The sequence below is a fragment of the Nocardioides sp. L-11A genome (genome assembly GCA_029961745.1).
In the GTDB taxonomy this organism is placed as follows: Bacteria; Actinomycetota; Actinomycetes; order Propionibacteriales; family Nocardioidaceae; genus Nocardioides.
The window spans coordinates 1,887,479-1,912,360 of record CP124680.1 but is presented as its reverse complement, the minus strand read 5'-3'; the positions used below and the strand labels follow the sequence as shown (position 1 = coordinate 1,912,360).

Genomic DNA, 24,882 nt, shown 5'->3' with positions numbered 1-24,882 from the left:
GCGCCCGGCGTCAGGAGAGCTTCTCGAGCACCAGCTCACGAACTCGGCCGGCATCGGCCTGCCCGCGCATCTCCTTCATCACCGCGCCGATGAGGGCGCCGGCCGCGGCGAGCTTGCCGTCGCGGATCTTGTCGGCGATGTCGGGGTTCTCGGCGATCGCCTTGTCGACGGCCGCCGAGAGCGCCCCCTCGTCGGAGACGACGGCGAGACCGCGGGCCGCGATGATCTCCTCGGGCGTGCCCTCACCGGCGAGCAGGCCGTCGAAGACCTGGCGGGCCAGCTTGTCGTTGATCGTCTTCGCGTCGACGAGCGCCTGGACGGCGGCCACCTGGGCCGGCGTCACGGCGAGGTCGCCGAGCTCGACACCGGCATCGTTGGCGCGACGGGCCAGCTCCGTGAGCCACCACTTGCGCGCGGCCTGCGGGGCCGCTCCGGCCGCCACGGTCTGCTCGACGAGGTCGAGCGCTCCCGCGCCGACGGTGTCGCGCATCTCGAGGTCGGTGAAGCCCCACTCCCCCTGGAGCCGGGCGCGCTTCGCGGCCGGGTTCTCGGGCAGCGTCGCGCGCAGCTCCTCGACCCACTCCCGGCTCGGCGCGACCGGGACGAGGTCCGGCTCGGGGAAGTAGCGGTAGTCCTCGGCGTCGGACTTCTCGCGGCCCGACGACGTCGAGCCGTCGTTCTCATGGAAGTGCCGGGTCTCCTGGAGCACCGACCCGCCGGCCTCGAGGATGCCGGCGTGGCGCGACATCTCGAAGCGCACCGCGCGCTCCACGGAGCGCAGCGAGTTGACGTTCTTGGTCTCCGAGCGGGTGCCGAGCGCGGTCGAGCCCTTCGGTGCCAGCGACAGGTTGACGTCGGCGCGGATCGAGCCCTGGTCCATCCGGGCGTCGGAGACACCGAGCGCGACGATCAGGTCGCGGATCGCCGACACGTAGGCCTTGGCGACCAGCGGTGCCTTGTCCCCCGTGCCGAGGATCGGCTTCGTGACGATCTCGATGAGGGGGATGCCGGCCCGGTTGTAGTCGACCAGCGAGTAGTCGGCGCCGTGGATCCGGCCGTCGGAGCCACCGACGTGGCTGGACTTGCCGGTGTCCTCCTCCATGTGGGCGCGCTCGATCTCGATCCGGAAGGTCTCGCCCTCGACCTCGACGTCGAGGTAGCCCTCGAAGGCGATCGGCTCGTCGTACTGGGACGTCTGGAAGTTCTTCGGCATGTCCGGGTAGAAGTAGTTCTTCCGGGCGAAGCGACACCACTCGGCGATCTCGCAGTTGAGCGCGAGCCCGATCCGGATCGCCGACTCGACGGCCTTGCCGTTGACCACGGGCATCGCGCCGGGGAGGCCCAGGCAGGTCGGGCAGACCTGCGTGTTGGGCTCGCCGCCGAAGACGGCCGGGCAGCCGCAGAACATCTTCGTGTTGGTGTTGAGCTCGACGTGGATCTCCAGGCCCAGGGCCGGGTCGAACTTCTCGATCACCTCGTCGAACGCAACGAGCACGTCAGTCATCGTCCACCCTCCAGGGTCGGGGCCTTCGCCAGGATCGGGCCGCCCCAGCGCTGCGTCAGCGCGGCCTCGACGGCCGCCCCCACGCGATAGAGCCGGTCGTCGGCGAGCGCCGGGGCCAGCACCTGGAAGCCCACCGGGAGCCCGTCCTCGGCGGCGAGGCCGGCCGGGACCGAGATGCCCGGGACGCCGGCGAGGTTGGCCGGGATCGTGGCCAGATCCTGCAGGTACATCGCCAGCGGGTCGTCGAGCTTGTCGCCCAGCGGGAACGCCGTGGTCGGCGAGGTCGGCGACACCAGGACGTCGACGTCCTCGAAGGCCGCGGCGAAGTCGCGCGAGATGAGCGTGCGGACCTTCTGCGCCTGCCCGTAGTAGGCGTCGTAGTAGCCGCTCGAGAGGGCGTAGGTGCCGATCATGATCCGACGCTTGACCTCGTCGCCGAAGCCGGCGTCGCGGGTCGCCTTCATCACGGCCTCGGCCGAGGGGTCCCCGTCGGGAACGACGCGCAGGCCGTAGCGCATGGCGTCGAACTTGGCGAGGTTGGAGGAGCACTCCGCCGGCAGGATGAGGTAGTAGGTCGCCATCGCGTGGACGAAGGTCGGGCAGGACACCTCGGTGACCTCGGCGCCCAGCTCCTTCAGCAGGTCGACGGTCTCGGCGAAGCGCTGCATCACGCCGGCCTGCCAGCCATCGCCGGCCAGCTCCTTGATGACGCCGACCTTGAGCCCGGCGAGGTCACCCCGGGCGCCGTCCCGCGCCGCCGCGACGTACGCGCCGACGGGTGCGTCGACGGAGGTCGAGTCGAGCGGGTCGTGCCCGCCGATCAGCTCGTGGAGCAGCGCGGAGTCGAGGACGGTCCGGGTGACCGGGCCGACCTGGTCGAGGCTGTTGGCGAGCGCGACCAGGCCGTAGCGCGAGACGCCGCCGTAGGTCGGCTTCACGCCGACCGTGCCGGTGACCGCGCCGGGCTGGCGGATCGAGCCGCCGGTGTCGGTGCCGAGGGCGAGCGGCGCCTCGAAGGCCGCCACAGCAGCGGCCGAGCCACCGCCGGAGCCGCCCGGGATCCGGGTCTGGTCCCACGGGTTGCGGGTCGGGCCGTACGCCGAGTGCTCGGTCGAGGAGCCCATGGCGAACTCGTCCATATTGGTCTTGCCGAGGATCGGCAGGCCGGCGTCCTTGATGCGCCGCACCACCGTCGCGTCGTACGGCGGGATCCAGCCCTCGAGGATCTTGGAGCCGCACGTCGTGGGCAGGCCCTGGGTGGCGAGGACGTCCTTAACCGCGATCGGGACGCCGTCGAGCAGGTGCCGGGCCTCCCCCGCCGCGCGACGGGCGTCGGACGCGGCGGCCTGCGCCAGCGCGCCCTCGGCGTCCACGTGGAGGAAGGCGTGCACGCCCGACTCGGCGTCGCCGTCCACAGCCGCGATCCGGTCGAGGTGCGCCTGGGTCAGCTCGACCGAGGTGGTCGTGCCGGCGACCAGCGCGTCGGCCAGCTCGGCGGCGGTCTTCTTGATCAGCTCGCTCACTGCTCGTCCCCCAGGATCCGCGGGACCCGGAACCGCTGCTCCTCCGCCTCCGGCGCACCGGCGAGCGCCTGCTCGGCGCTCAGGCCGGGCACGACGACGTCCTCGCGGAAGACGTTGGTCAGCGGGATCGGGTGCGAGGTCGGCGGCACGTCGTCGCCGGCCACACCGCTGATGGACGCGACCGCCTCGAGGATCACGTTGAGCTGGGGCGCGAGGTGGTCCAGCTCGGCGTCGTCGAGGTCGATCCGGGCGAGATCGGCCAGGTGGGCCACCTCGTCGCGGGTGAGTTGAGACATGCCGGCGATTCTAGGTCGTCGGCCGGTCCCTAGAATCCGGCGGGTGCACGCCCTCGCTCCCGTCCCGCGCCGCCTCCCGCAGCGCGTGGTCGTGGCCGGTGCCCCGGACGAGAAGCTGGCGACCTTCCTGCCCCGGCTCGCGACGGCGCTCGACGTCCCACTCGTCCCGCTCGCCGAGCTGTCCGGACCGGCCGAGCTGGCCCGGCTGGCGACGTTCGACGGCTGGGTGACGACGGCCGACGAGGAGTGGGCGCGTCCGCCGCTGCTCGAACGGGCGGACCTGCTCCTCCACGTCGAGCTGGAGGCCGCCGGATTCGCCGGGAGGGTACGCCGCACGCTGCGCCGGATCCGGTCCGACCGCGCGCCCGATCTCGGCTGGGTCGACGCCGCGGCGATGACGCACCCGGCCCTCCGGGTGGCCCGGCTCCCGGATGCGACGGCCGCGGATGCCTGGCTGCACTCGCTGTAACACGCTGTCCACCTGACCGGTCGACGGTTGTCAGGAGCGAGCGCTGCATAGCGCCGGCGTGTCGTGCCGAGAACCGGCACCCTGTCGCGCGGACAGCGTGTTACTGCGGCACCCGCCGCCGGCCGGACCCGACGTCCACCTCAGCCCAGGTGGCGGGCCAGGAACCGCCCGGTCCGCTCCATCGACAGGTCCCACTGCGGACCGAACGCGTGCTCCTCTCCGGGATAGGTCCGCATCGTCACGTCGACGCCGGCCCGCTCCATCAGCCGGGCCGTCGCACGGCTCCACCGGATGGGGCAGGAGTCGTCGGAGGTGCCATGGTGGATGAGCACCGGCTCGGTGACCGCACCGAAGTAGGTCCGCGCGCTGATCCCCTCCCAGAACGACGGGGCCGCGGCCGGCTCGCCGTAGCGGCGCAGGATCCGGCGGGCGGCGCCGTCACGGGCGGGATCGGGGCGGATCCACCGCTCGAAGTTGTCGACGGCGTCCGAGCTCACCGGCGCGAACACCACAGCCGCGTCGACCAGGCCGGGCCGCACCGCGAGCGCGTTGTAGACGACGCCACCGCCCATCGACCGGCCGACCAGCGCGACCCGCTCGTCGTCGACCGGGCCGTCCCAGCCGCGCAGTGCGAGGACCGCGTTGACCACGTCCTCGGTGTAGCCCAGCCGCATGTCCAGTCCGCCGCTCGGGTCTGCGTCGGAGCCGGCGTGGCCGCGGTAGTCGACGTGCAGCGCGACGTACCCGCGGTCCCCGAACCAGGCCCGTTCGCGCGTCATCCCCTGCCCGTTGACGTAGACGCCCGGATCGATGTAGCCGTGCGCGAGCACGACCGCCGGGAACGGCCCCGGCCCGTCCGGCACCGCGAGCCGGCCCGACACGGTGAGTCCGCCGCTGCGGTAGGTGACGGCGTACTGCCGGTGTCGTGGGCCGCGCGCCACCTCCGCGCCGAGGCGCAGCCGCCCGCCGTCGAAGGAGGTCTGCGCGAGCGCGGGCAGCGACACCGGATGCGGAGGTACGGCGGCAGCCGGCTCCTCGCTCGGAGACGCTCCCCCGCTCGTCGCGGACGGGACCGGCGGAGCAGTCGTGGGGTCGGCATCCGGCTCCCCCGCGTCGGAGCACCCGGTGGCCACGGACGCCAGGGCGACCACCGGCACGATCCGACGCAGCCACCTCACTCCGTCAGTGTGCCCTGCCCCGGCGCCGAGCAGGGGCCTCAGCCGGCCATCTGTCCGATCCGGAGCCTGTTGCCGAACGGATCGCGGATGCCGAAGTCGGTGCCGTAGCCCTTGACGCTGATCTCGTCGGTGACGTCCACGCCCTTGGCGACGAGGTCGTCGTACATCGCCTGGGCGTCGTCGGTGGCGAGGGCGATCCAGCCGCCGGCCGCGCCGCGGGTCAGGAGATCGCGGACCTGGCCGGCGGTCGCGTCGTCCATCGACGGTGCACCGGGTCGTTCCAGGAGGATCTCGCGGTCCGGATCGCCCGGAACTCCGACGGTGAGCCAGCGCATGAAGCCGAGGTCGGCATCGGTGCGCACCTCCATGCCGAGCACGCCGACATAGAAGTCGAGCGCCTCGTCCTGGTCGAGCACGAAGAGGGAGGAGAGTCTGGTGTGCGTCAGCATGCGCCCACGCTAGGCGGGACGGGCGTGCGGCGTTGTGCCGAAACTGCTCGGCCTCTCCCACGCCTTGGCGAAGCACGTCGGCACGGTGTCGGGCGGCGCCGGCACCGCCGACCGGTAGGCGGCCGGTGGGACGCCGACGACCGTGCGGAAGGTCCGGGTGAAGGTGGCCAGACTGGACCAGCCCACGGCGACGCAGATCTCCTGGACCGGCTCGTCGGTGGTCCGCAGCAGCGCCATCGCCCGCTCGATCCGGCGGCGCTGGAGGTAGCGATGGGGCGTCTCCCCGAAGGCCACGCGGAAGCTGCGGATGAAGTGCGCCGCAGAGCAGTGCGCGACCCGGGCCAGCGCGTCGACGTCGAGCGGCTCGGCGTAGGAGCGGTCCATCACGTCCCGGGCGCGCAGCAGCAGCCGGTTGCTGCGCTCACGCTCGGCCTGCGCGCTGCGGTCGGACACCCGCCTCACTCCTCCTCGCCGGTGTCCTCGCCGGCGACCTCAGCGGGCGGGCCGTTCTCGAGCAGCGCCTTGAACCCGTCCTCGTCGAGCACCGGAACGCCGAGCGCCTCGGCCTTCTCGGCCTTGGAGCCGGCGTTCTCGCCGACAACGACGAAGTCGGTCTTCTTCGACACCGACCCGGCGGCCTTGCCGCCGCGGGACAGGATGGCCTCCTTGGCCGAGTCGCGGGAGAAGTCGACCAGCGAGCCCGTGACGACGACGGTGAGGCCCTCGAGGGTGCGGGCGACGGACTCGTCGCGCTCATCGGCCATGGACACCCCGGCGGCGGTCCACTTGTCCACGATCGCCACGTGCCAGGGCACCTGGAACCACTCGATCACCGCTGCGGCGATGGTGGGCCCGACGCCCTCGGCAGCGGCGAGCTGTTCCTCGGTGGCCTCCCGGATGGCGGCCATCGAGCCGAACTCCTGGGCGAGCGCACGCGAGGCGCTGGGCCCGGTGTGCCGGATCGAGAGCGCGACGATGACCCGCCACAGCGCGACGTCCTTGCGGGCGTCGAGGTTGGCGAGCAGCTTCTCCCCGTTGGCACTGAGCTGCGGGCCGTCCTCGTCCTTCTTCGGCGCGCGGGTGAACAGGCCGGTGGCGCGCAGCCGGTCGGCGTCGAGGTCGAACACGTCGCCCTCGTTGGTGATCACGCCAGCGTCGAGCAGCGCGACCGCGGCCTCGTAGCCCAGCCCCTCGATGTCGAAGGCGTTGCGGCTCGCGACGAAGAACACCCGCTCGCGCACCTGGCCCGGGCACCTCTCGTGGTTGGGACAGCGCCGGTCCTTGTCGCCCTCCTTCTGCTCGACCAGCTCGGTGGCGCACGCGGGGCAGGTCGTCGGCGCCACCCACGGCTCGAGCCCGTCGGGCCGCAACGGCAGCACCGGGCCGACGATCTCGGGGATCACGTCGCCGGCCTTGCGCAGGATGACGGTGTCCCCCGGCCGCACGTCCTTGCGCTCGACCTCGTGGAAGTTGTGCAGCGTGGCGTTCTCCACCGTCGAGCCGGCGACCTTGGTCGGCTCCATGACGCCGTACGGCGTGACGCGGCCGGTGCGGCCGACGTTGACCGCGATGTCCAGCAGCTTGGTGTTGACCTCCTCCGGCGGGTACTTGTAGGCGATCGCCCAGCGGGGCGCCCGGCTCGTGGAGCCCAGCCGGCGCTGCAGGGCGACGTCGTCGACCTTCACCACGACGCCGTCGATCTCGTAGGGCACGATCGAGTGCCGGTTCTCGCCGGCGTGCTCGATGTAGCCCTGGACCTCGGCGAGGGTCGGCAGCACCCGCACCTGCTCCGACACGGGCAGGCCCCAGGCGGCCAGCGCCTCGTAGGCCTGGGACTGCGCGCGCGGCTCGAAGCCCTCGCGTGCGCCGATGCCGTGGCAGACCATGCCGAGCGCGCGGGTGGCGGTGACCCGCGGGTCCTTCTGCCGCAGCGAGCCGGCGGCGGCGTTGCGGGGGTTGGCGAAGGCCGGCTTGCCCGCCTCGGTCATCGTCACGTTGAGCGCCTCGAACGCCTCGGCCGGCAAGAACACCTCGCCGCGCACCTCGACCAGCGCCGGCACCGGGAACTCATCGGTGCCGGTCAGCCGGTGCGGCACCGACGCGATGGTCTTCACATTGGGCGTCACGTCCTCGCCGGTGCGCCCGTCGCCGCGGGTCAGCGCCCGGACCAGCCGCCCCTTCTCGTAGAGGATGTTGATCGCCAGCCCGTCGACCTTGAGCTCGCACAGCAGCGCAGCGTCGGTGATCCCGTCGCGGCCCAGCCGGGCGTGCCAGGCGGCCAGCTCCTCGAAGGAGAAGGCGTTGTCGAGGCTCTCCATCCGCTGGAGGTGGTCGACCGCGGTGAACTCCGTCGACACCGCGCCGCCGACCTTCTGGGTCGGCGAGTCCGGCGTCCGCAGCTCGCCGTACTGCTCCTCGAGCTCTTCCAGGCGTCGCATCCGGGCGTCGAAGTCGGCGTCGGACAGCGTCGGCTGGTCGAGCACGTAGTAGCGCCAGCGGGCCTCCTCCACCTCGTCGACGAGCGTCGCGTGCTCGTCGCGGGCCGAGGGCGGTACGACGGGGAGGTCGGCCTGGGTCATGGGGACATCTTGCCGCGTCCCGCCGACGGTCCGGTGCCGGCCGGGCCGAGCTCGCTCGACTGTCGGTGGCCTCCGGCAGGGTCGGGAATGCGGGACGGGGAGAACGACTTGACAGAACGAAACCGTTCCGTACCATCGATTGAAACGAAACCGTTCCGTACCATCCGATCCGGAGGCCGCCGTGTCCCCCCGCAAGCCGAGCTCCCCCGAGACGTCGACCCGTCCGCGGGTCGAGGGAGACCGTGAGCAGGAGATCCTCGACGCCACCCTCGACGTCCTCGTCGACGTCGGCTACGACCGGCTCACCATGGACGCCGTCGCCACGCGGGCGAAGGCGTCCAAGGCGACGCTGTACCGCAGGTGGGACGGCAAGGCGCCGCTGGTCATCGATGCCCTCATGTCGCAGAAGACGCCGGTGGAGGTCCCGCCCGACACCGGCAGCCTCCGCGGCGACCTGCTCGCCATGTTCTGCGGGCACGGCGGGCTCACCGACCAGCACCAGACCGCGATCCTCGGCAGTGTCGTCACCGCGATCGGGCGCGACCCGGAGTTCGCCGCGGCGTTCCGGGAGCGGTTCATCGCCCCGAAGGTCGCGGTGGGCCGTCAGGTCTATCAGCGTGCCCGCGAGCGGGGCGAGCTGCGTGACGACATCGACCTGGACATCCTCACCGCGGCGCTGCCCGGCATCGTGCTGCACCGCGGCTTCCTCCTCGGCGACCCGCCGACCACCGACCTGATCGCCCGCGTCGTCGACCAGGTCATCCTCCCGGCAGCCACCCGCGGCTGACCTCTCCACGCACCACCCACACCTCACACCCAAGGAACCCTTGTGGCCGAAATGACCGCCTCCGACCTGCCCGAGAAGGAGCAGGCCGCGCCCGCCGTGAAGCACGCCGGCTGGGCGCTCGTCCTGATCTGCGTGGCGCAGCTGATGGTGGTGCTGGACAGCACCATCGCCAATATCGCGCTGCCCTATATCGGCACCGACCTCTCGATCGACCCGTCGAACCTGTCCTGGGTCGTCACCGGGTACGCCCTGGCCTTCGGCGGCCTGCTGCTGCTCGGCGGCCGCCTCGGCGACCTGTACGGCCGACGCCGGGTCTTCATGGCCGGAGTCGCCCTGTTCGCGATCGCCTCGGCCCTCGGCGGCGTCGCCCAGAACGAGGCCATGCTGCTCGGCTCCCGTGGCCTGCAGGGCCTCGGCGCCGCGCTCGCGTCGCCGACCGCGCTGGCGCTGATCACCACGACCTTCCCGGCCGGCCCGGCGCGCAACCGCGCGTTCTCGGTGTTCGCCGCGATGTCCGGCATCGGTGCCGCGATCGGCCTGGTGCTCGGCGGCTGGCTGACCGACCTCGACCCCGGCTGGGGCTGGCGGCTGACCTTCCTCATCAACGTCCCGATCGGCCTCGCGGCGGCGTACTTCGCCCCTCGTCTGCTGCCCGACACCGATCACCACGCCGGCACCCTCGACCTGCCCGGCGCCGTCCTCGGCACCGGCGGTCTGCTGGCCCTGGTCTACGGCATCACCCGCACCAGCAACGTCGACCCCGACACGGTGACCGCCGCCAACCCGCACGGCACCAGCTACGGCTGGGGCGACCCGCTCGCCGTCACCGCGATGGTCATCGGTGTCGTCGCCCTGATCGCGTTCGTCCTCATCGAGACCCGGATCAAGCACCCGCTCATGCCGCTGTCGATCTTCGCCAGCCGGACCCGCGCGGTGGCGTTCGTCGCCATGATGGTCACCCCGGCCGCGATGTTCGCGATGTTCTTCTTCCTGTCGCTCTACGTGCAGAACATCATGGGCTACTCACCGCTCAAGACCGGCTTCGCCTTCCTGCCGTTCGCGGTCGGCATGGTGTTCGGCGCGACGCTGTCCTCGAAGCTGGCCTCCAAGGTCGACCCGCGCTTCCTCGCCGGCACCGGCACCATCCTCGCCGGGTTCGCGCTCTTCTCCTTCTCGCGCCTGGAGTTCGGGCAGGAGAGCTACTGGACCGACATCGCGCCGTTCGTCGTCCTGATGTCGCTCGGCATGGGTCTGACCTTCGTGCCGATGACGCTGACCGCCGTGCACGGCGTGCGCACCCAGGACGCCGGCATCGGCTCCGGCGTGCTCAACACCATGCAGCAGGTCGGCGGCGCGCTCGGGCTCGCCACCCTCTCGGCGGTCGCCTCGCACTACACGACCGAGAAGCTCGGCGGCCTGATGGCCGACAACCCCAACGACCCGCTCAACGCGGGCGCGGCGTTCGCCGACGGCGCGACCCACGCCTTCCTCGTGGGAGCGTTCATGATCTGGGGTGCCTCCCTGATCATCTGGCTGCTGCTCAACGTCAAGCACACCGAGCTCGCGGGCGACGCGCCGGAGGGCGTGCACGTAGGCTGACCTCGGGTGGGCGGGGCTCGGTCGGCTCGGATTCATCACGGGATGTAGCCGGATCGGAGCTTCTGTAGCGGAACTCCACTGCAGAAGCGTGGCTTCACCTACATCCCGTGATGAAGCCGACACCGCGCGCGCCGAGCCTCAGCCCGCGAACCAGGGCAGGTCGACCCCTTCGGCGAACTCCCGGGTGGTGACCAGGTTGTCCGCGGCGTAGCCGTCGGCGAGGGCCTCGTAGTCGGCGCCGGGCGAGGCGGAGGCGCTGTTGCGCGGCAGCGCCGTGATCCGCGACGAGCGCACGGTCGCGAGCACGACCGCGTCGCCGGTACGACGGATCGCGAGCGCCGCGCCCGGCTGCCAGCCGCGGACGACACCGCCCCGGGTCGCGCAGTGCCACTCCGCACCGCAGGTCGGCACCGTCGGGCTGTCCCGCGGCACCAGCACCACCGTGACCGTGCGGTCCGGGGAGGTCAGCTCGGCGCCGACCGCGCCGTCGCCGTACGCCGTGGTGTCGGCCGGCCGCCCGCCGCCCTTCGGCTCGGTGACGCCATCCTCGACCATCCACTGCGCGACGGCGTCGGGCGTCGTCGGGACCGGGTCCCCGCGGGTGTCGTCCTTCGGCCACTTCGGCAGGTCGGCGTCGACCAGATCCTGGGTGGTGGTCGCGGAGAGCCGGTCGTCGGTCAGCAGCCGGGCCAGGTCGTCCTCGACGTCCAGCGGGAGGTCCTGGTCGCGCGGGTCGCCCTCGATCAGGGCGCCGGCGTAGGTCACGCTGCGCTGCTCGCCGGCGGCGGTCCGGAAGGCCAGCGTGAGGATGCCCGGGTCCTCCTCGGGCTCCTCCTCCTGCCAGGACAGGTGGAAGGTGCCCCCGTCGCCGCTCCAGTCGGCGCACTCGTCGTGCTCGCCGCAGCCGGCGAGGTCGCGCGTACCGGCCTCGTCGACCGAGACGTACAGGTAGTGGGAGTCGCCCCGCTCCCCCGGTGGCCGGAACCGGATCTCCACGCCGAGCGGGTCAGCGACGTCGTAGCGCGGGTTGACCTCGAACGACGTCGGGCGCAGGTCGAGGACGTCGACCGCGACGGCGGCGATCGCCTTCTTGGTCGCGGGCACGGGGTCGTCGTCCGGACCGGCGAACAGGTTGCCGAGCGCGATCACGCCGCTGAGCAGCACGAACACGACGAGTGCCGCGACCGTGCTCTTGAGCAGGAACCCCCGAGTACTCACCCGGTCAGCCTGACACGGACCTCGCGACCGCTCGGGACAGCTTCAGCGCCTGTCGCGCGGCCGCGGGGGTGGCGCCGGCCAGGCCGCAGGTCGGCGAGACCGCCAGGGAGGTGCCGACCAGCTCCGGGTCGAGGCCGAGCAGGTCCAGCCAGCGCAGGACCCGCTCGATGAGCGCCCGGTCGCTCGGCAGGGCTCCGGTCGTCGGCACGATGCCGGCCACGACCGTGTCGCCGGCCTCCAGCGCCTCGGCGGCGGCGTCGTGGCCGTCGGCGTCGAGCAGGTCGAGATCGAGCATCACGCCCCGGGCCCCGGCGCCGCGGAGCAGGCCGATCGGCACCCCCGGGGCGCAACTGTGCACCCAAGGGGTCGCGCCGGCCGCCGTCGCCGCGTCGAGCACCCAGGCCAGCGCCTCGCTGGCCTCGGGTGGGTGGACGGTGCGGTGCTTGCCGAACCCCGAGGCCGTCGGTACGCCGCCCGCGAGCACCGTCGGCAGCGCCGGTTCGTCGACCTGGAGGATCAGCTCGGTGGCGTCCGGCAGCCGCCGGCGGAGGTCGGCGAGGTGCTCGGCGACGGCCAGCGCGAGGGCCTGGGCCAGGTCCCGGCGGGCACTGTGGTCGGCGAGGACCTTGTCGCCGCGTGGCCGCTCCACGGTGGCGGCCAGCGTCCAGGGCCCGGCCACCTGGGTCTTGAACGGCCCGGCATGGCCGGCGGCACGCTCCTCGAGGGCGTCGAGGTCCTGGGCGAGCAGGCTGCGGGCGCGGCGCTGGTCGACCGGGGCCGCGCCGGACGTGCCGGTCAACCGCCATCCCTCGGGCTGCAGGTCGGCGTCGAGCTCGGTGACCAGGCCCAGGGTGCGGCCGGTCAGGCCGGCACCGGCGCCGCGGCCGGGGACCTCGGGGACGAAGGCCAGTCCGTGCTCGTCGGCCGCGAGCTCGCCGAGGACGATCGCGAGCGCCTCGTCGTAGTCGTGCTGGGTGCTGCCGGGGAAGGAGCCGACGCCCGTGCCCCGGGTCATCCGGTCACCCGCCGGGTGCCGGTGATGGTGGCCGACCCGACCACCCGGGTGCCGTCGTACACGACGACGGCCTGGCCGGGGGCGATGCCGAGCGCAGGCTCGATCAGGTCGACCTGCAGGACGTCGCCGCCCACCCGGACCACCGCCCGGTGCTCGGTGCCGTGGGCACGCAGCTGGACCGTCACGCCGTCGCCGTCGAGGACGGTGCCCGCATCGAGTGGCCGCCCGCACCAGCGCAGCCGGTCGCCCTCGATCCCGTCGACGGCCAGTCGCTCGCGCGGTCCGACGGTGACGGTGCCGGAGACGGGCTCGATGTCGAGGACATAGCGGGGGCGGCCGTCGGGCGCCGGCCGGCCGATCCGCAGGCCCTTGCGCTGGCCGATGGTGAACCCGAAGGTGCCCTCGTGGTGGCCGAGCACCTCCCCGGTCGCGTCGTCGAGGATCTCGCCGCCCTGGTTGGGCGCGCGGTCGCCGAGCTTCTCACGCAGCCAGCCGGTGCTGTCGCCGTCGGCGACGAAGCAGATGTCGTGACTGTCGGGCTTGTCGGCGACCAGCAGGCCGCGCGCGGCGGCCTCGGCCCGCACCTGCGGCTTCGGAGTGTCCCCCAGCGGGAACAGCGAGTGTCGCAGCTGCTGCTCGTCGAGCACGCCCAGCACGTAGGACTGGTCCTTCGCGGCGTCGACGGCCCGGTGCAGCTCGACGCCGCCGTCGGGGCTCGAACGGACGTCGGCGTAGTGCCCGGTGGCCACGGCGTCGAAGCCCAGCGCCAGCGCCCTGTCGAGGACGGCGGCGAACTTGATCTTCTCGTTGCAGCGCAGGCACGGGTTGGGTGTCTGCCCGGCCGCGTAGGTGTCCATGAAGTCCTCGACCACATCGGTGTGGAAGCGATCGGAGAGGTCCCAGACGTAGAACGGGATGCCGATCACGTCGGCCGCACGGCGCGCGTCGTTGGCGTCCTCGATGGTGCAGCAGCCGCGGGCACCGGTGCGGTACGACTTCGGGTTGCGCGAGAGCGCCAGGTGGATGCCGGTGACCTCGTGCCCCGCCTCGACGGCGCGGGCGGCGGCGACGGCGGAGTCCACTCCCCCGGACATGGCGGCGACGACCTTCACGTGACCGGTCCCGTCCGGGTCTCAGGCGCGGGCCGCGCGGGCGCGCTCGACGCACGGACCGATGGCCTCGACGACCGCGACGACGTCAGCCGCGGTGCTGGTGTGACCGAGGCTGAAGCGCAGCGAGCTGCGCGCCTCGTCGCTCGTGCGCCCCATCGCGAGCAGCACATGCGACGGCTGCGGCACCCCGGCCGAGCAGGCCGACCCGGTCGAGCACTCGATGCCCCGGGCGTCGAGCAGCATGAGCAGCGAGTCGCCCTCGCAGCCGGGGAAGCTCAGGTGGGCGTTGCCGGGCAGCCGGTCGACGGGATCGCCGTTGAGGACGGCGTCCGGCACCGCGTTACGGACGCCGGCCACGAGCTCGTCGCGCAGGGCGACCAGGCGGGCGGCGTACTCGGTCTGCTGCTTGATCGCGAGCTCCACGGCTGCGGCGAAGCCGGCGATGGCCGGCACGTCGAGGGTGCCGCTGCGCACGTCGCGCTCCTGGCCGCCGCCGTGCACCAGCGCGGCCAGCTCGACCTCGCGCCGCACGACCAGGGCTCCGACGCCCTGGGGACCGCCGACCTTGTGGCCCGACAGGGACAGCGCGTCGACGCCGGACGCGGCGAAGTCGACCGGGGTCGCGCCGACCGCCTGGACGGCGTCGGTGTGCACGGGGATCGCGTGTGGCCGGGCGGTCGCCACGACCTCGTCGACGGGCTGGAGGGTGCCGACCTCGTTGTTGGCCCACATGACCGTGATCAGCGCGACCGAGGCCGGGTCACGCTCGACCGCCGCCCGCAGGGCCGCGATCTCGAGCCGGCCGTCGTGGTCGACGGGCAGCAGCTCGACCTGGGCGCCCTCGTGCTCCTCGAGCCACGCCAGCGCGTCGAGGACGGCGTGGTGCTCGACCGCGGGCGCCAGGATCCGGGTGCGCGCCCGGTCGGCGTCGCGACGTGACCAGTAGAGCCCCTTGACGGCCAGATTGTCCGCCTCGGTGCCGCCGGAGGTGAAGACCACCTCACCCGGCCGGCAGCCGAGGGCCTGGGCGACCGTCTCGCGCGACTCCTCCACGACCCGACGGGCCCGGCGGCCCGAGGCGTGCAGGGAGCTGGCGTTGCCGACCTCGCGCAGCTGGGCGGTCATCGCCTCCACCGCGACGTCGGTCATCGGCGTCGTCGCGGCGTGGTCGAGGTAGACCGTCCGGGAGTCGTTCATGGCGTCTCCAAGGTTACGACCCGGCCGCGCGGCGCACCCATCCGGGACGTCCGGCGGTCGCTACGGTGGCCACGTGAGCGACGATCCCGAGCTGGTGGTCGCCGGGGCCGGCATCTCCGGTCTGGCGCTCGCCGCCGGTCTCGCCCGCGCCGGCTCGCCGTACCGCCTCCGGCTGCTCGATGAGCGCCCCGCCCTGGGCAGCACCGGCGGCGCGATCACGCTGTGGCCCGCGGCACTCGCCGCGCTGGACCGGATCGGTGCGGGTGCCGACGTCCGGGCGGTGGGTCATCGGGTCGGCGCGGGCACGATCCGCACTCACACCGGCCGGACGCTGCGCTCCCTCGACCCGGAGCGGACCGCCGCAGCTCTCGGCGAGGCGCCGCTGGCGGTACGCCGGGGCCTGCTCGTCGAGATCCTGCACGCCCGGATCGCGCCCGCCACGGTGACCTTCGGCGTGGCCGTGCACGGCTACGCGCGCGGCGACGACGGCGTCCGGGTGCCGACCTCGCAGGGCATGCTCACCGCGCGGGCCCTGGTCGGCGCCGACGGGTACCGCTCGCGAGTCGCTCGCGCCCTCCACCCCGGCCTGGCCGAGCGGTACGCCGGCTACCCGGCCTGGCGCGGCCTCAGCCGCACGCCGGGGCTCGCGGCGGTCCAGCTGTGGGGCGCACGGCAGGAGTTCGGCGTGGTGCCACTCGGCGACGAGGTCGCCTACTGGTTCGCGACCGTCCGCGAGCCCGCGGGCGGTGCCGCGGGTGACGAGCTGGCCCACCTGGCGGGGGCCTTCCGGGGCTGGCCGGATCCGGTCGCCCGGGTGCTCGCCGGCACCAGCCCGGAGGCGGTCAGCCGCAACGACGTACTGGACCGTCAGCCCCTCCGGCGCTGGCGCGACGGCCCGGTCGTGGTGATCGGCGACGCGGCGCACCCGATGCGCCCGCACCTCGGGCAGGGCGGCGGCCAGGCACTCGTGGACGCGGCGCTCCTCGCGTCGCTGCTCGCCGGCGACCGCTCCGCGGAGGAGGCGTTCGCGGCGTTCGAGGCCCGGCGCCGTCGTACGGCGGGGTGCGTGGTGCGGGCCTCCCGGGCCGCCGCGCGGACGGTCGAGGCCCCGGCGGCCGTGCACCGTCTGTCCGCACTGGTGCCGGACGCCGTCCTGCTGCGCGCCCTCGCCGCGCTCGGCGGGTCCCGCAGCTGAATCGGCGGCGACGGTTCACCTACCGAATTCGCTGCCTATCCGACCGAGTCAACGACAATTCTGGTAGGTGCGCCGCGCAGGGAGCCCCGCCCGTCAGAGGATCACGAGGTCATCGCGGTGGATGACCTCACGTTCGTACGCCGCACCCAGCTCGCGCTTGAGCTCCTTGGACGAGCGCCCGAGCAGGGAGGGGATCTCGCCGGCGTCGAAGTTGACCAGCCCGCGGGCCACGACGGCACCCTCGGGACCGAGGAGGTCGACCGGGTCACCGGCGCTGAAGTCCCCCTGGACACCGGTCACGCCGGCCGCCAGCAGGGAGGCGCGGCGCTCGACGACGGCACGCACCGCGCCCGCGTCGAGGACCAGCCCGCCCTTGGCCTCGGTCGCGTGGCGCAGCCACAGCAGCCGCGTCGGACGGCGCTTGCCCGTGGGGTGGAACAGGGTCCCGATCCGCTTGCCCGCGAGCGCCTCGCCCGCCCGGTCGGCGGAGGTGAGGACGACGGGGATGCCGGAGCCGGTCGCGATCGCCGCGGCGTCGACCTTGGTCACCATCCCGCCGGTGCCGACACCGGCCGCGCCGACCGAGCCGACGACCACGTCGTCGAGGTCCGCGGAGCCGCGCACGTCGGAGACCAGCCGCGCGCCCGGACGGGACGGCGGGCCGTCGTACAGGCCGTCGACGTCGGAGAGCAGCACCAGCAGGTCGGCGTGCACCAGGTGCGCGACGAGCGCGGCGAGCCGGTCGTTGTCGCCGAACCTGATCTCGGTGGTCGCGACCGTGTCGTTCTCGTTGACGATCGGGATCACGCCGAGCTCGAGCAGCTGGGCGAACGTCTGGTGCGCGTTGCGGTAGTGGGAGCGCCGGGTGACGTCGTCGAGGGTGAGCAGCACCTGGCCGGCGATCAGCCCGTGGCGGGCCAGCTCCTCGGTGTAGCGGTGCACGAGCAGCCCCTGGCCGACGCTCGCGGCGGCCTGCTGCGCCGCGAGCCCGCGCGGCCGCCTGCGCAGGCCGAGCGGGGCGAGGCCGGCCGCGATGGCACCCGAGGACACCAGGACGACCTCGGCGCCCCGGGCCCGTGCGGCGGCGAGTACGTCGACGAGGTCGCGCATCCGCTCCGGGTCGATGCCGCCGGACGCGGTCGTCAGCGAGGACGAGCCGACCTTGACCACGATCCGGCGGGCCGCGGTGACCGCTGTCCGCTCACTCACCGGGGTCGTCCTGCAGCCAGTCGTCGTCGACCGTCGCCGGCCTGAGGTCCGGGTCCTGCTCGGAGCCGATCTCATAGGAGCTCGGGCCGTAGACCTCGGGCTGGTCGATGCGGCGCGCGACGTCGGCCCGGGTCTCGCCCTCGGCCCGGTCGCCCAGCTGCTCCTGGATCTCGCGGCGGCGTGCGGCGGCGGGGCGCTGCTCGTGGAACCGGTCGTCCTCGCCGCGGCGCGACAGGTTCTCGGCCCCGGCGTCGATGCCCGGCTTGAAGTCGAAGACCACCGAGTCGTCGGTGGGCCCGATGAGGACGGTGTCGCCCTCCTCGGCCCCCAGCGCCAGGAGCTTGGCCTCCACGCCGAGCCGGTCGAGCCGGTCGGCGAGATAGCCGACGGCCTCGTCGTTGCTGAAGTCGGTCTGCCGCACCCAGCGCTCCGGCTTGGCACCGCGGACCCGCCAGCCGGCGCCGGTGCGCTTGACGGTGAAGCCGTCGTCGTCGACCGCCTTGGGACGCACCACGATCCGCGCGGGGATCTCGGACGCCTTCTCGCGCCGGGCCTCCGCCACGATCTCGGCCATGGCGTAGATCAGCTCCCGGGTGCCCTCCCCCGAGACGGCCGACAGCTCGAAGACCCGCAGTCCGCGCTCGCGCAGCTCCTCGACCACGAGCTCGGCGATGCCGCGGCCGTCGGGCACGTCGATCTTGTTGAGCGCCACGAGGCGGGGCCGGTCGTCCAGGCCGCCGTACCGCCGCAGCTCGTCCTCGATCACGTCGAGGTCGTCGACCGGGTTGCGGCCCGGCTCCAGGGTCGCGGTGTCGAGGACGTGGACGATCGCGGCGCACCGCTCGATGTGGCGCAGGAAGTCGTGTCCGAGTCCGCGGCCCTCGGCGGCACCCTCGATCAGGCCGGGGACGTCGGCGACCGTGAACACGGTCTCACCGGCGGTCACCACGCCGAGGTTGGGGACCAGCGTGGTGAACGGGTAGTCGGCGATCTTGGGCCGGGCGCGGGAGATCGCGGCGATCAGGCTGGACTTGCCGGCGCTGGGGTACCCGACCAGACCGACGTCGGCCACGACCTTGAGCTCGAGCACGACCTCGAGCTCGTCGCCGGGCTCGCCGAGCAGCGCGAAGCCGGGCGCCTTGCGGGACTTCGACGCGAGGGCCGCGTTGCCGAGCCCGCCACGCCCGCCCTGCGCGACCACCAGCTCCGCACCGGCGGTGACCAGGTCGGCGACGATCTCTCCGTTGCGGTGCTTGACGACCGTGCCCGCGGGGACGGGCAGCACCAGGTCGGCCCCGTGGGAGCCGTTGCGCCGGTCGCCCGCGCCGTGGCCGCCGTGCTCGGCCTTGCGGCGCGGGCTGTGGTGGTAGTCGAGCAGGGTGGTGACGTCGGGGTCGACGCGCAGGATGACCGAGCCGCCCGGGCCCCCGTTGCCGCCGTCGGGGCCACCGAGGGGCTTGAACTTCTCGCGGTGCACCGACGCGACGCCGTTGCCCCCGCGGCCCGCGGACACGGAGAGGACGACGCGGTCGACGAAGGTGGGCACGGCCATGGGCTCAGTCTTTCAGGAGGAAAATGGACGAAGGGCGCCCCGAACGGGACGCCCTTCGTTTGCCGAGGCAGAGGTGAGCGTCAGCTCACTCACCCGGGACGATGTTGACGACCTTGCGGCCGCGCCTGCGGCCGAACTCGACCGCACCGGGGATCAGCGCGAACAGCGTGTCGTCGCCGCCCCGCCCCACGCCGGAGCCCGGGTGGAAGTGGGTGCCGCGCTGGCGGACGATGATCTCGCCGGCGTTGACGAGCTGGCCGCCGAAGCGCTTCACGCCGAGGCGCTGGGCGTTGGAGTCGCGGCCGTTCTTGGTGGACGCCGCGCCCTTCTTGTGTGCCATGTTTCAGTCCTTCGGAGTGAGTCGAGCCCGGTGGGGACTCAGAGCTTGATGTCGGTGACCTTGACCTGGGTGTACTTCTGGCGGTGACCCTGGCGCTTCTTGTAGCCGGTCTTGTTCTTGTACTTCTGGATGACGATCTTCGGGCCCTTGGCGGCGCCGAGGACCTCGACCGTCACGGCCGCCTTGTCGAGGCCGGTGGCCGTGACCTTGTCGCCGTCGACGGCGAGGACGACCGGCAGGGTCAGGGTGTCGCCGACCGGGGTGGAGACCTTGTCGATCTCGATGACGTCGCCGACAGCGACCTTCTCCTGCTTCGCGCCTGCGCGCACGATCGCGTACACCACCGGGCTCCTTCTGGTTCAACGTCTGGGTCTACGGCACACTGCGGATCCCACGTCGCGAGCTACGTCGCGCGATGCCGGGTGCCAGCAGAACGGAACGCCTCGGCGGCGCACCGACGAACAATGTTACGCAGCCGGGCCGGTTCCGCCAAAATCACGGGTGCCGCCCCGGCCGCTCCGGGTGCTAGCGCTTGCGCGAGCCACCCTTGCGCTTGATCGGGACGTGCTCGACGTGCGGCTCCTCCGCGGGCTCGGCAGCGGACTCGGCAGCAGGCTCCTCCGCGGGCTCGGCAGCGGGCTCCGGCGCGGCGTCGGCCGGCGGGCCCGCGGGACGGGTGGCGGCGCGGCGACGGGTGCGGGTCACCACGGTCGTGGTAGCCACCGGTGCCGGCTCGGGCTCGGGGACGACCTCGGGCTCCGGGGCGACCTCGGGCTCGGGGGCGTCCTCGGGCTCGGGGGCGACCTCCGGCTCGGGCCCGACCTCCACGGCAGGAGCCGCCTCGGGCATCTCGACCGGAGCCACCTCGGCGGGCTGCTCGTCCTCGGCGGGCTCGCGCTCGTCGCCGGCCGGCTTGGCCATCGCGGCGATGTCCTTCGGGGACGGCACCGCCTTCGGGGTCTCGGCGACGGGCTCGGCCTGATGGCCACCCTTGCCCTTGCGCCGCCGGCTGCCGCGGCGGGACTCCTCCTGCTCGCCTCCCCCGCGCTTGGGCTCGACGGGCAGGTCGTGGACCACGATGCCGCGGCCCTGGCAGTGGGTGCAGGTCTCGCTGAACGCCTCCAGCAGGCCGGTGCCGATGCGCTTGCGGGTCATCTGGACCAGGCCCAGCGAGGTGACCTCGGCGACCTGGTGCCGGGTGCGGTCGCGGCCGAGACACTCGACGAGGCGGCGCAGGACGAGATCGCGGTTCGACTCGAGCACCATGTCGATGAAGTCGACGACGATGATGCCGCCGATGTCGCGCAGCCGGAGCTGGCGGACGATCTCCTCGGCGGCCTCGAGGTTGTTCTTGGTGACCGTCTCCTCGAGGTTGCCACCCGAGCCGGTGAACTTGCCGGTGTTGACGTCGACGACCGTCATCGCCTCGGTGCGGTCGATGATCAGCGAGCCGCCGGAGGGCAGCCACACCTTGCGGTCGAGGCCCTTGGCGATCTGCTCGTCGATGCGGTACGTCGCGAACAGGTCCGGGACGCCGTCACCCGACTCGTGGTGCTCGAGCCGCTCGGCGAGGTCGGGGGCGACGTGCTCGACGTACTCCTTGACGGTGGTCCAGGCGTCGTCGCCCTGGACGACGAGCTTGGCGAAGTCCTCGGTGAACAGGTCGCGGACGACCTTGAGGGTGAGGTCCGGCTCGCCGTAGAGCAGCTGCGGGGCGCTGCCCTTGCCGACCTTGGCCTCGATGTCCTCCCAGCGCGCCTTGAGCCGCTCGACGTCGCGGGTCAGCTCGTCCTCCGAGGCGCCCTCGGCGGCGGTGCGGACGATCACGCCGGCGGTGTCGGGGACGATCTCCTTGAGGAGGGTCTTGAGCCGGGCCCGCTCGGTGTCGGGGAGCTTGCGGGAGATGCCGGAGGTGGTCCCGTCGGGCACGTACACGAGGAACCGACCCGCGAGACTGACCTGACTGGTGAGCCGGGCGCCCTTGTGGCCGATCGGGTCCTTGGTGACCTGCACCAGCACGGTCTGGCCGGACTGCAGCACCGACTCGATCTTGCGCGGCTCGCCGTCCTTGTGGCCCAGCGCGGACCAGTTGACCTCGCCGGCGTACAGCACCGCGTTGCGACCCTTGCCGATGTCGATGAACGCCGCCTCCATCGAGGGCAGCACGTTCTGCACCCGGCCGAGGTAGACGTTGCCGATGAGCGAGGTCTGCGACTCGCGGGCGACGTAGTGCTCGACGAGGACCTTGTCCTCGAGCACCGCGATCTGGGTGAGGTCCTTGCGCTGGCGGACGGCCATCACGCGCTCCACCGACTCGCGACGGGCCAGGAACTCCGCCTCGCTCACGATCGGCGCCCGACGCCGGCCTGCCTCGCGGCCCTCACGGCGGCGCTGCTTCTTGGCCTCCAGCCGGGTCGAGCCGGACACGGCCGTGATCTCGTCCTCGGGGGAACGCGGCTTGCGGACCCGGGTGACGGTGTTCTCGGGGTCGTCTCCCTCGCCCTCGCCGCCCTCGCCGGCGCGGCGACGCCGCCGGCGTCGGCGCGACGAGGAGGACCCGCCGGAGCCGGAGGCGCCGTCACCGTCCTCGGCGTCCTCGGCCTCGGTGGTCGCCGCCTCTCCATCGGTGGCCTCGGCGCCCTCGGCGGCGGCGTCGCCGCCAGGCTCGCCGCTCTCAGCGTCCTCACCCCCCGAACCGGAGGTGGGCTTGCGGCGGCGCCGACCGCCGCGGCGACGGCGGCGGCGGGCGTTGCCGGAGCCGGACTCCTCGCCGTCGTCGTCGCCGTCGTCGTCCCCGCTCTCGGACTCGGCCGCGTCGTCGGCTGCCGCCTCGGGAGCGGCCTCGGTCTCGGGTTCGTTCTCGGTGTCGGCTTCGGTCTCGGACTCGACGTCGGGGCCGGTGCCGCCCTCGGCAGCGAGCTCGTCGGTCGCGACCGGCTCGCCGGCGGGCTCGCCCTCCGAGTCCTCGTCCTCCTCGGCAGCCTCCTCGTCGGCCTCCTCGGCGGCGGGAGCGACCGGTGCCTGGAAGAGCACCGCGGCGTCCCGCGCGGTGGCCGGCGCCGCGACCTCGTCCGCGGCGACCTCCGCGGCCGCCTCCGGCGTGGTCACGGCGGCCTCCACGGTCTCCGCGGGAGCGGTCTGCGGACCGGGCTCCGCCGTGAGCTCGAGCTGCTCGGAGGTCGGGGCGGCCTCGGCCTTGGCCCGCGCTCGCGTGGTGGTCTTCTTGGCGGTGGTCTTCTTCGCCGCGGTCTTCTTGGCGGTGGTCTTCTTCGCGGCCGTCTTCTTGGCCGCGGTCTTCTTCGCCGCCGTCTTCTTGGCCGCGGTCTTCTTCGCCGCCGTCTTCTTCGCGGCGGCCTTCTTCGCCGGCTTCTCCGCCTTGGCCGGCTTCTCCGCGGGAGCGGAGGCCTCGGCAGGCGTCTCGGTCGGGGTGTCGGTGGGCGCGTCGGTCATTGCGCTACTCCTCCACCCGGGCGCGCTCTCACGTGCCCGGGGTGTCATCGGCGCACACGCTGGGCGGCGCCACAAGCCTTCGTGGGACGACACCCTCCGCGGCTCTGCGTCGCCGGAGGCCGGACCCTCGCCTGCCGCGGTCGCTGTGCGCGTCGCGTCGGGTGGTGGTCCGTACTCCACCGTGCCGTCCGGTCAGTCACCTGCCGTCCGGCGAGAACGTCGTCGATCTCACCGCACGCCGACCCGGAGGACGCGCGCGGGGGTAGATCTGTGGCGAGTATCGCACACGGCCGTCACCCGGCTGTCATCCCAGCGCCGCCCGCGGGTCGCCGACGGGTCGCCGGGGAAGCGTCGCCCGCGACGTCAGCGGGGTGCGAGCGGGTCGCCGATCGCACCCGACTCCCGCTCCAGGACGCCCTGGGCGACGCGGGTCAGCAGACCGGTCCCGGAGATCTCCTGCCCGGCAGCCTGACGCAGACCGGTGAGCACGTCGTCGGGGCGCACCGCGGGCACGGTGTGCGCCAGCAGCAGGTCCAGTTCGCCGGCGGCCGTCACCGCGAGCCGCACGACCGCCGCGCGGCAGTCGAAGGTGCGCAGGCCCTTCTTCGTCATCCGCTCGACGGTGACCGAGTCGGTCGCCAGGAACGCCGCCACCGCCTCCTCCGCGCGCCCGGGCGGCGTCTCCCCCAGATCGATCAGCCAGTGGCTGGCGGTCAGCAGGTCGGACAGCGACCCCGCGACGCTCGCCGCGGCGTCGACGACCGCCACCACGTCGAGCCCGTCGGGCAGGACGGCGTCCAGGGCCGCCCCGACCGTGTCGGGATCCCGGACCTCCGCGAGCCCGAGCTCGACGTACTCCGACTCGCTGGCGGCTCCGGTCGGCGAGGCGCCCGCGTACGAGATCCGCGGGTGCGGGTGGAAGCCCGAGGAGTAGGCCATCGGGATGCCGGCCCGGACGACCGCGCGCTCGATGGCGCGGCTGACGTCGCGGTGGCTGGTGAAGCGCAGCCGCCCGCGCTTGGCGTACCGGATCCGGATCCGCTGGACCGGCGGTGCCTGCTGTTCGGGCTGCTGACGACTCACTCGGGGAGGCTACCGAACCGCTCACCAACGACCGGTCGGCCGCCCCCGACTGCTCCAACGAGTTCGCGCGCTCCGACCCGCCCCGTAGACTGCCGCGCGTCCCTGGTCCGGTACCTCGGACGCACATACCGATTGGAGACCACCTTGCCTCGCGCCCTCATCACCGGCATCACCGGCCAGGACGGCCTGTATCTCGCCGAACTGCTGCTCGAGAAGGGCTACGAGGTCTTCGGCCTCATCCGGGGCCAGAACAACCCGAAGGCCGAGCTCGTCAACCGCACGGTTCCCGGTGTGACGCTGCTGCCGGGCGACCTGACTGACATGTCGAGCCTGCTGCGGGCGCTGCAGACCGCACAGCCGGACGAGGTCTACAACCTCGGCGCCATCAGCTTCGTTGCCTACTCGTGGGAGCAGGCCGCACTGACCACCGACGTCACGGCCAAGGGCGTGCTCAACATGCTCGAGGCGATCCGGGTGTGGTCGCAGGGCGACCTGTCGAAGATCCGCTTCTACCAGGCGTCGTCCTCGGAGATGTTCGGTCGCGTGCAGGAGGTCCCCCAGCGCGAGACCACGCTGCTGTGGCCGCGCTCGCCGTACGGCGTCGCCAAGGTCTTCGGCCACTACATGACGATCAACTACCGCGAGTCCTACGGCATGCATGCGTCGAGCGGCATCCTGTTCAACCACGAGTCGCCCCGTCGCGGACCGGAGTTCGTGACCCGCAAGGTCTCCCTCGCCGTCGCGTCCATCAAGCTCGGCCTGCAGGACAAGATCGTGATGGGCAACCTGGACGCCAAGCGCGACTGGGGCTTCGCCGGCGACTACGTCGAGATGATGTGGCGGATGCTCCAGCACGCCACTCCGGACGACTACGTCGTCGCCACCGGCGAGACTCACTCCATCAAGGAGCTGTTGGACGTGGCGTTCGGCGCGGTCGGGATCGAGGACTGGGAGCCCTACGTCCACCAGGACCCGCGCTTCTTCCGGCCCGCCGAGGTCGACCTGCTCATCGGCGATCCCGCCAAGGCCCGCGAGGTGCTGGGCTGGGAGCCGAAGGTCGGCTTCGAGCAGCTGGTGCAGATGATGGTGGAGTCCGACCTCAAGCTGCTCAGCGACAACGCCTGACA

General features: G+C 73.0%; 22 protein-coding genes. 5 read left to right on the top strand and 17 right to left on the bottom strand.

Features of this window, described 5'->3' with window-relative positions:
- Positions 1 to 10: 10 nt before the first annotated feature.
- The 3 genes from gatB to gatC are packed head-to-tail and all read right to left on the bottom strand — an operon-like array spanning position 11 to position 3,323.
- On the bottom strand, positions 11 to 1,504 hold the full coding sequence (gatB, locus tag QJ852_08925) for an Asp-tRNA(Asn)/Glu-tRNA(Gln) amidotransferase subunit GatB (GenBank protein WGX98559.1): 1,494 nt from the start codon (positions 1,502 to 1,504) through the stop codon (positions 11 to 13).
- Entirely contained in the window at positions 1,501 to 3,027 is a 1,527-nt protein-coding gene (gene gatA, locus QJ852_08920) for an Asp-tRNA(Asn)/Glu-tRNA(Gln) amidotransferase subunit GatA (protein ID WGX98558.1), read from the bottom strand. Before gatA ends, gatB begins: the two co-directional genes overlap by 4 nt.
- Complete coding sequence (gatC, locus tag QJ852_08915) at positions 3,024 to 3,323, bottom strand: Asp-tRNA(Asn)/Glu-tRNA(Gln) amidotransferase subunit GatC (protein ID WGX98557.1); 300 nt, start codon at positions 3,321 to 3,323, stop codon at positions 3,024 to 3,026. The genes gatA and gatC overlap by 4 nt, the downstream gene beginning before the upstream one ends.
- 43 nt (positions 3,324 to 3,366) lie before the next feature.
- On the opposite strand from gatC, the gene QJ852_08910 reads away from it, so the two are divergent.
- Complete coding sequence (locus QJ852_08910; GenBank protein ID WGX98556.1) at positions 3,367 to 3,792, top strand: hypothetical protein; 426 nt, start codon at positions 3,367 to 3,369, stop codon at positions 3,790 to 3,792.
- 140 nt (positions 3,793 to 3,932) lie between these two features.
- On the opposite strand, the gene QJ852_08905 is transcribed toward QJ852_08910, so the two are convergent.
- Genes QJ852_08905 through ligA form a run of 4 tightly spaced genes read right to left on the bottom strand, consistent with a single transcriptional unit; the run spans position 3,933 to position 7,998 of the window.
- Positions 3,933 to 4,970, bottom strand: a complete 1,038-nt coding sequence (locus tag QJ852_08905; GenBank protein ID WGX98555.1) for a prolyl oligopeptidase family serine peptidase — start codon at positions 4,968 to 4,970, stop codon at positions 3,933 to 3,935.
- 38 nt (positions 4,971 to 5,008) lie between these two features.
- Entirely contained in the window at positions 5,009 to 5,419 is a 411-nt protein-coding gene (locus QJ852_08900; GenBank protein WGX98554.1) for a VOC family protein, read from the bottom strand.
- Between the two features lie 9 nt (positions 5,420 to 5,428).
- The gene (locus tag QJ852_08895; GenBank protein WGX98553.1) at positions 5,429 to 5,872 is read right to left on the bottom strand and encodes an AraC family transcriptional regulator; all 444 of its coding nucleotides are present in this window, start codon (positions 5,870 to 5,872) and stop codon (positions 5,429 to 5,431) included.
- Between the two features lie 5 nt (positions 5,873 to 5,877).
- A complete protein-coding gene (gene ligA, locus QJ852_08890; protein ID WGX98552.1) occupies positions 5,878 to 7,998 on the bottom strand; it encodes an NAD-dependent DNA ligase LigA in 2,121 nt (706 codons plus the stop codon).
- A 181-nt stretch (positions 7,999 to 8,179) separates the two neighbouring features.
- Here ligA and QJ852_08885 point away from each other — a divergent pair, with 181 nt between their 5' ends.
- Together QJ852_08885 and QJ852_08880 are read left to right on the top strand one after the other, a co-directional pair.
- Complete coding sequence (locus tag QJ852_08885; protein ID WGX98551.1) at positions 8,180 to 8,785, top strand: TetR/AcrR family transcriptional regulator; 606 nt, start codon at positions 8,180 to 8,182, stop codon at positions 8,783 to 8,785.
- A 51-nt stretch (positions 8,786 to 8,836) separates the two neighbouring features.
- Entirely contained in the window at positions 8,837 to 10,384 is a 1,548-nt protein-coding gene (locus QJ852_08880; GenBank protein ID WGX98550.1) for an MFS transporter, read from the top strand.
- A 138-nt stretch (positions 10,385 to 10,522) separates the two neighbouring features.
- Here the strand turns inward: QJ852_08880 and QJ852_08875 are convergent, their stop codons facing one another.
- The 4 genes from QJ852_08875 to QJ852_08860 are packed head-to-tail and all read right to left on the bottom strand — an operon-like array spanning position 10,523 to position 14,926.
- The gene (locus QJ852_08875; GenBank protein WGX98549.1) at positions 10,523 to 11,602 is read right to left on the bottom strand and encodes a hypothetical protein; all 1,080 of its coding nucleotides are present in this window, start codon (positions 11,600 to 11,602) and stop codon (positions 10,523 to 10,525) included.
- Between the two features lie 4 nt (positions 11,603 to 11,606).
- Positions 11,607 to 12,617 (bottom strand): methionine synthase, encoded by a 1,011-nt coding sequence (locus QJ852_08870; protein WGX98548.1) that lies wholly within the window; start codon positions 12,615 to 12,617, stop codon positions 11,607 to 11,609.
- The gene (mnmA, locus tag QJ852_08865) at positions 12,614 to 13,729 is read right to left on the bottom strand and encodes a tRNA 2-thiouridine(34) synthase MnmA (GenBank protein WGX98547.1); all 1,116 of its coding nucleotides are present in this window, start codon (positions 13,727 to 13,729) and stop codon (positions 12,614 to 12,616) included. Before mnmA ends, QJ852_08870 begins: the two co-directional genes overlap by 4 nt.
- A gap of 21 nt (positions 13,730 to 13,750) precedes the next feature.
- Positions 13,751 to 14,926, bottom strand: a complete 1,176-nt coding sequence (locus tag QJ852_08860; GenBank protein WGX98546.1) for a cysteine desulfurase family protein — start codon at positions 14,924 to 14,926, stop codon at positions 13,751 to 13,753.
- A gap of 73 nt (positions 14,927 to 14,999) precedes the next feature.
- Between QJ852_08860 and QJ852_08855 the strand changes: the two genes are divergently transcribed.
- The gene (locus QJ852_08855; protein WGX98545.1) at positions 15,000 to 16,121 is read left to right on the top strand and encodes an FAD-dependent monooxygenase; all 1,122 of its coding nucleotides are present in this window, start codon (positions 15,000 to 15,002) and stop codon (positions 16,119 to 16,121) included.
- A 93-nt stretch (positions 16,122 to 16,214) separates the two neighbouring features.
- Here the strand turns inward: QJ852_08855 and proB are convergent, their stop codons facing one another.
- The 6 genes from proB to QJ852_08825 form a co-directional block, all read right to left on the bottom strand.
- Positions 16,215 to 17,330 carry a glutamate 5-kinase gene (gene proB / locus QJ852_08850; GenBank protein WGX98544.1) on the bottom strand — a complete coding sequence of 372 codons (1,116 nt, stop codon included), beginning with the start codon at positions 17,328 to 17,330 and terminating at the stop codon, positions 16,215 to 16,217.
- The gene (obgE, locus tag QJ852_08845; protein ID WGX98543.1) at positions 17,323 to 18,882 is read right to left on the bottom strand and encodes a GTPase ObgE; all 1,560 of its coding nucleotides are present in this window, start codon (positions 18,880 to 18,882) and stop codon (positions 17,323 to 17,325) included. The genes proB and obgE overlap by 8 nt, the downstream gene beginning before the upstream one ends.
- Positions 18,883 to 18,967: 85 nt before the next feature.
- The gene (rpmA, locus tag QJ852_08840) at positions 18,968 to 19,222 is read right to left on the bottom strand and encodes a 50S ribosomal protein L27 (GenBank protein WGX98542.1); all 255 of its coding nucleotides are present in this window, start codon (positions 19,220 to 19,222) and stop codon (positions 18,968 to 18,970) included.
- 38 nt (positions 19,223 to 19,260) lie between these two features.
- Positions 19,261 to 19,563 (bottom strand): 50S ribosomal protein L21, encoded by a 303-nt coding sequence (gene rplU, locus QJ852_08835; protein ID WGX99433.1) that lies wholly within the window; start codon positions 19,561 to 19,563, stop codon positions 19,261 to 19,263.
- A gap of 184 nt (positions 19,564 to 19,747) precedes the next feature.
- Positions 19,748 to 22,672 carry an Rne/Rng family ribonuclease gene (locus tag QJ852_08830; protein WGX98541.1) on the bottom strand — a complete coding sequence of 975 codons (2,925 nt, stop codon included), beginning with the start codon at positions 22,670 to 22,672 and terminating at the stop codon, positions 19,748 to 19,750.
- A 363-nt stretch (positions 22,673 to 23,035) separates the two neighbouring features.
- Positions 23,036 to 23,755 (bottom strand): TIGR03936 family radical SAM-associated protein, encoded by a 720-nt coding sequence (locus QJ852_08825; protein WGX98540.1) that lies wholly within the window; start codon positions 23,753 to 23,755, stop codon positions 23,036 to 23,038.
- A 144-nt stretch (positions 23,756 to 23,899) separates the two neighbouring features.
- On the opposite strand from QJ852_08825, the gene gmd reads away from it, so the two are divergent.
- Positions 23,900 to 24,880, top strand: a complete 981-nt coding sequence (gene gmd / locus QJ852_08820) for a GDP-mannose 4,6-dehydratase (GenBank protein WGX98539.1) — start codon at positions 23,900 to 23,902, stop codon at positions 24,878 to 24,880.
- Positions 24,881 to 24,882 lie beyond the last annotated feature (2 nt).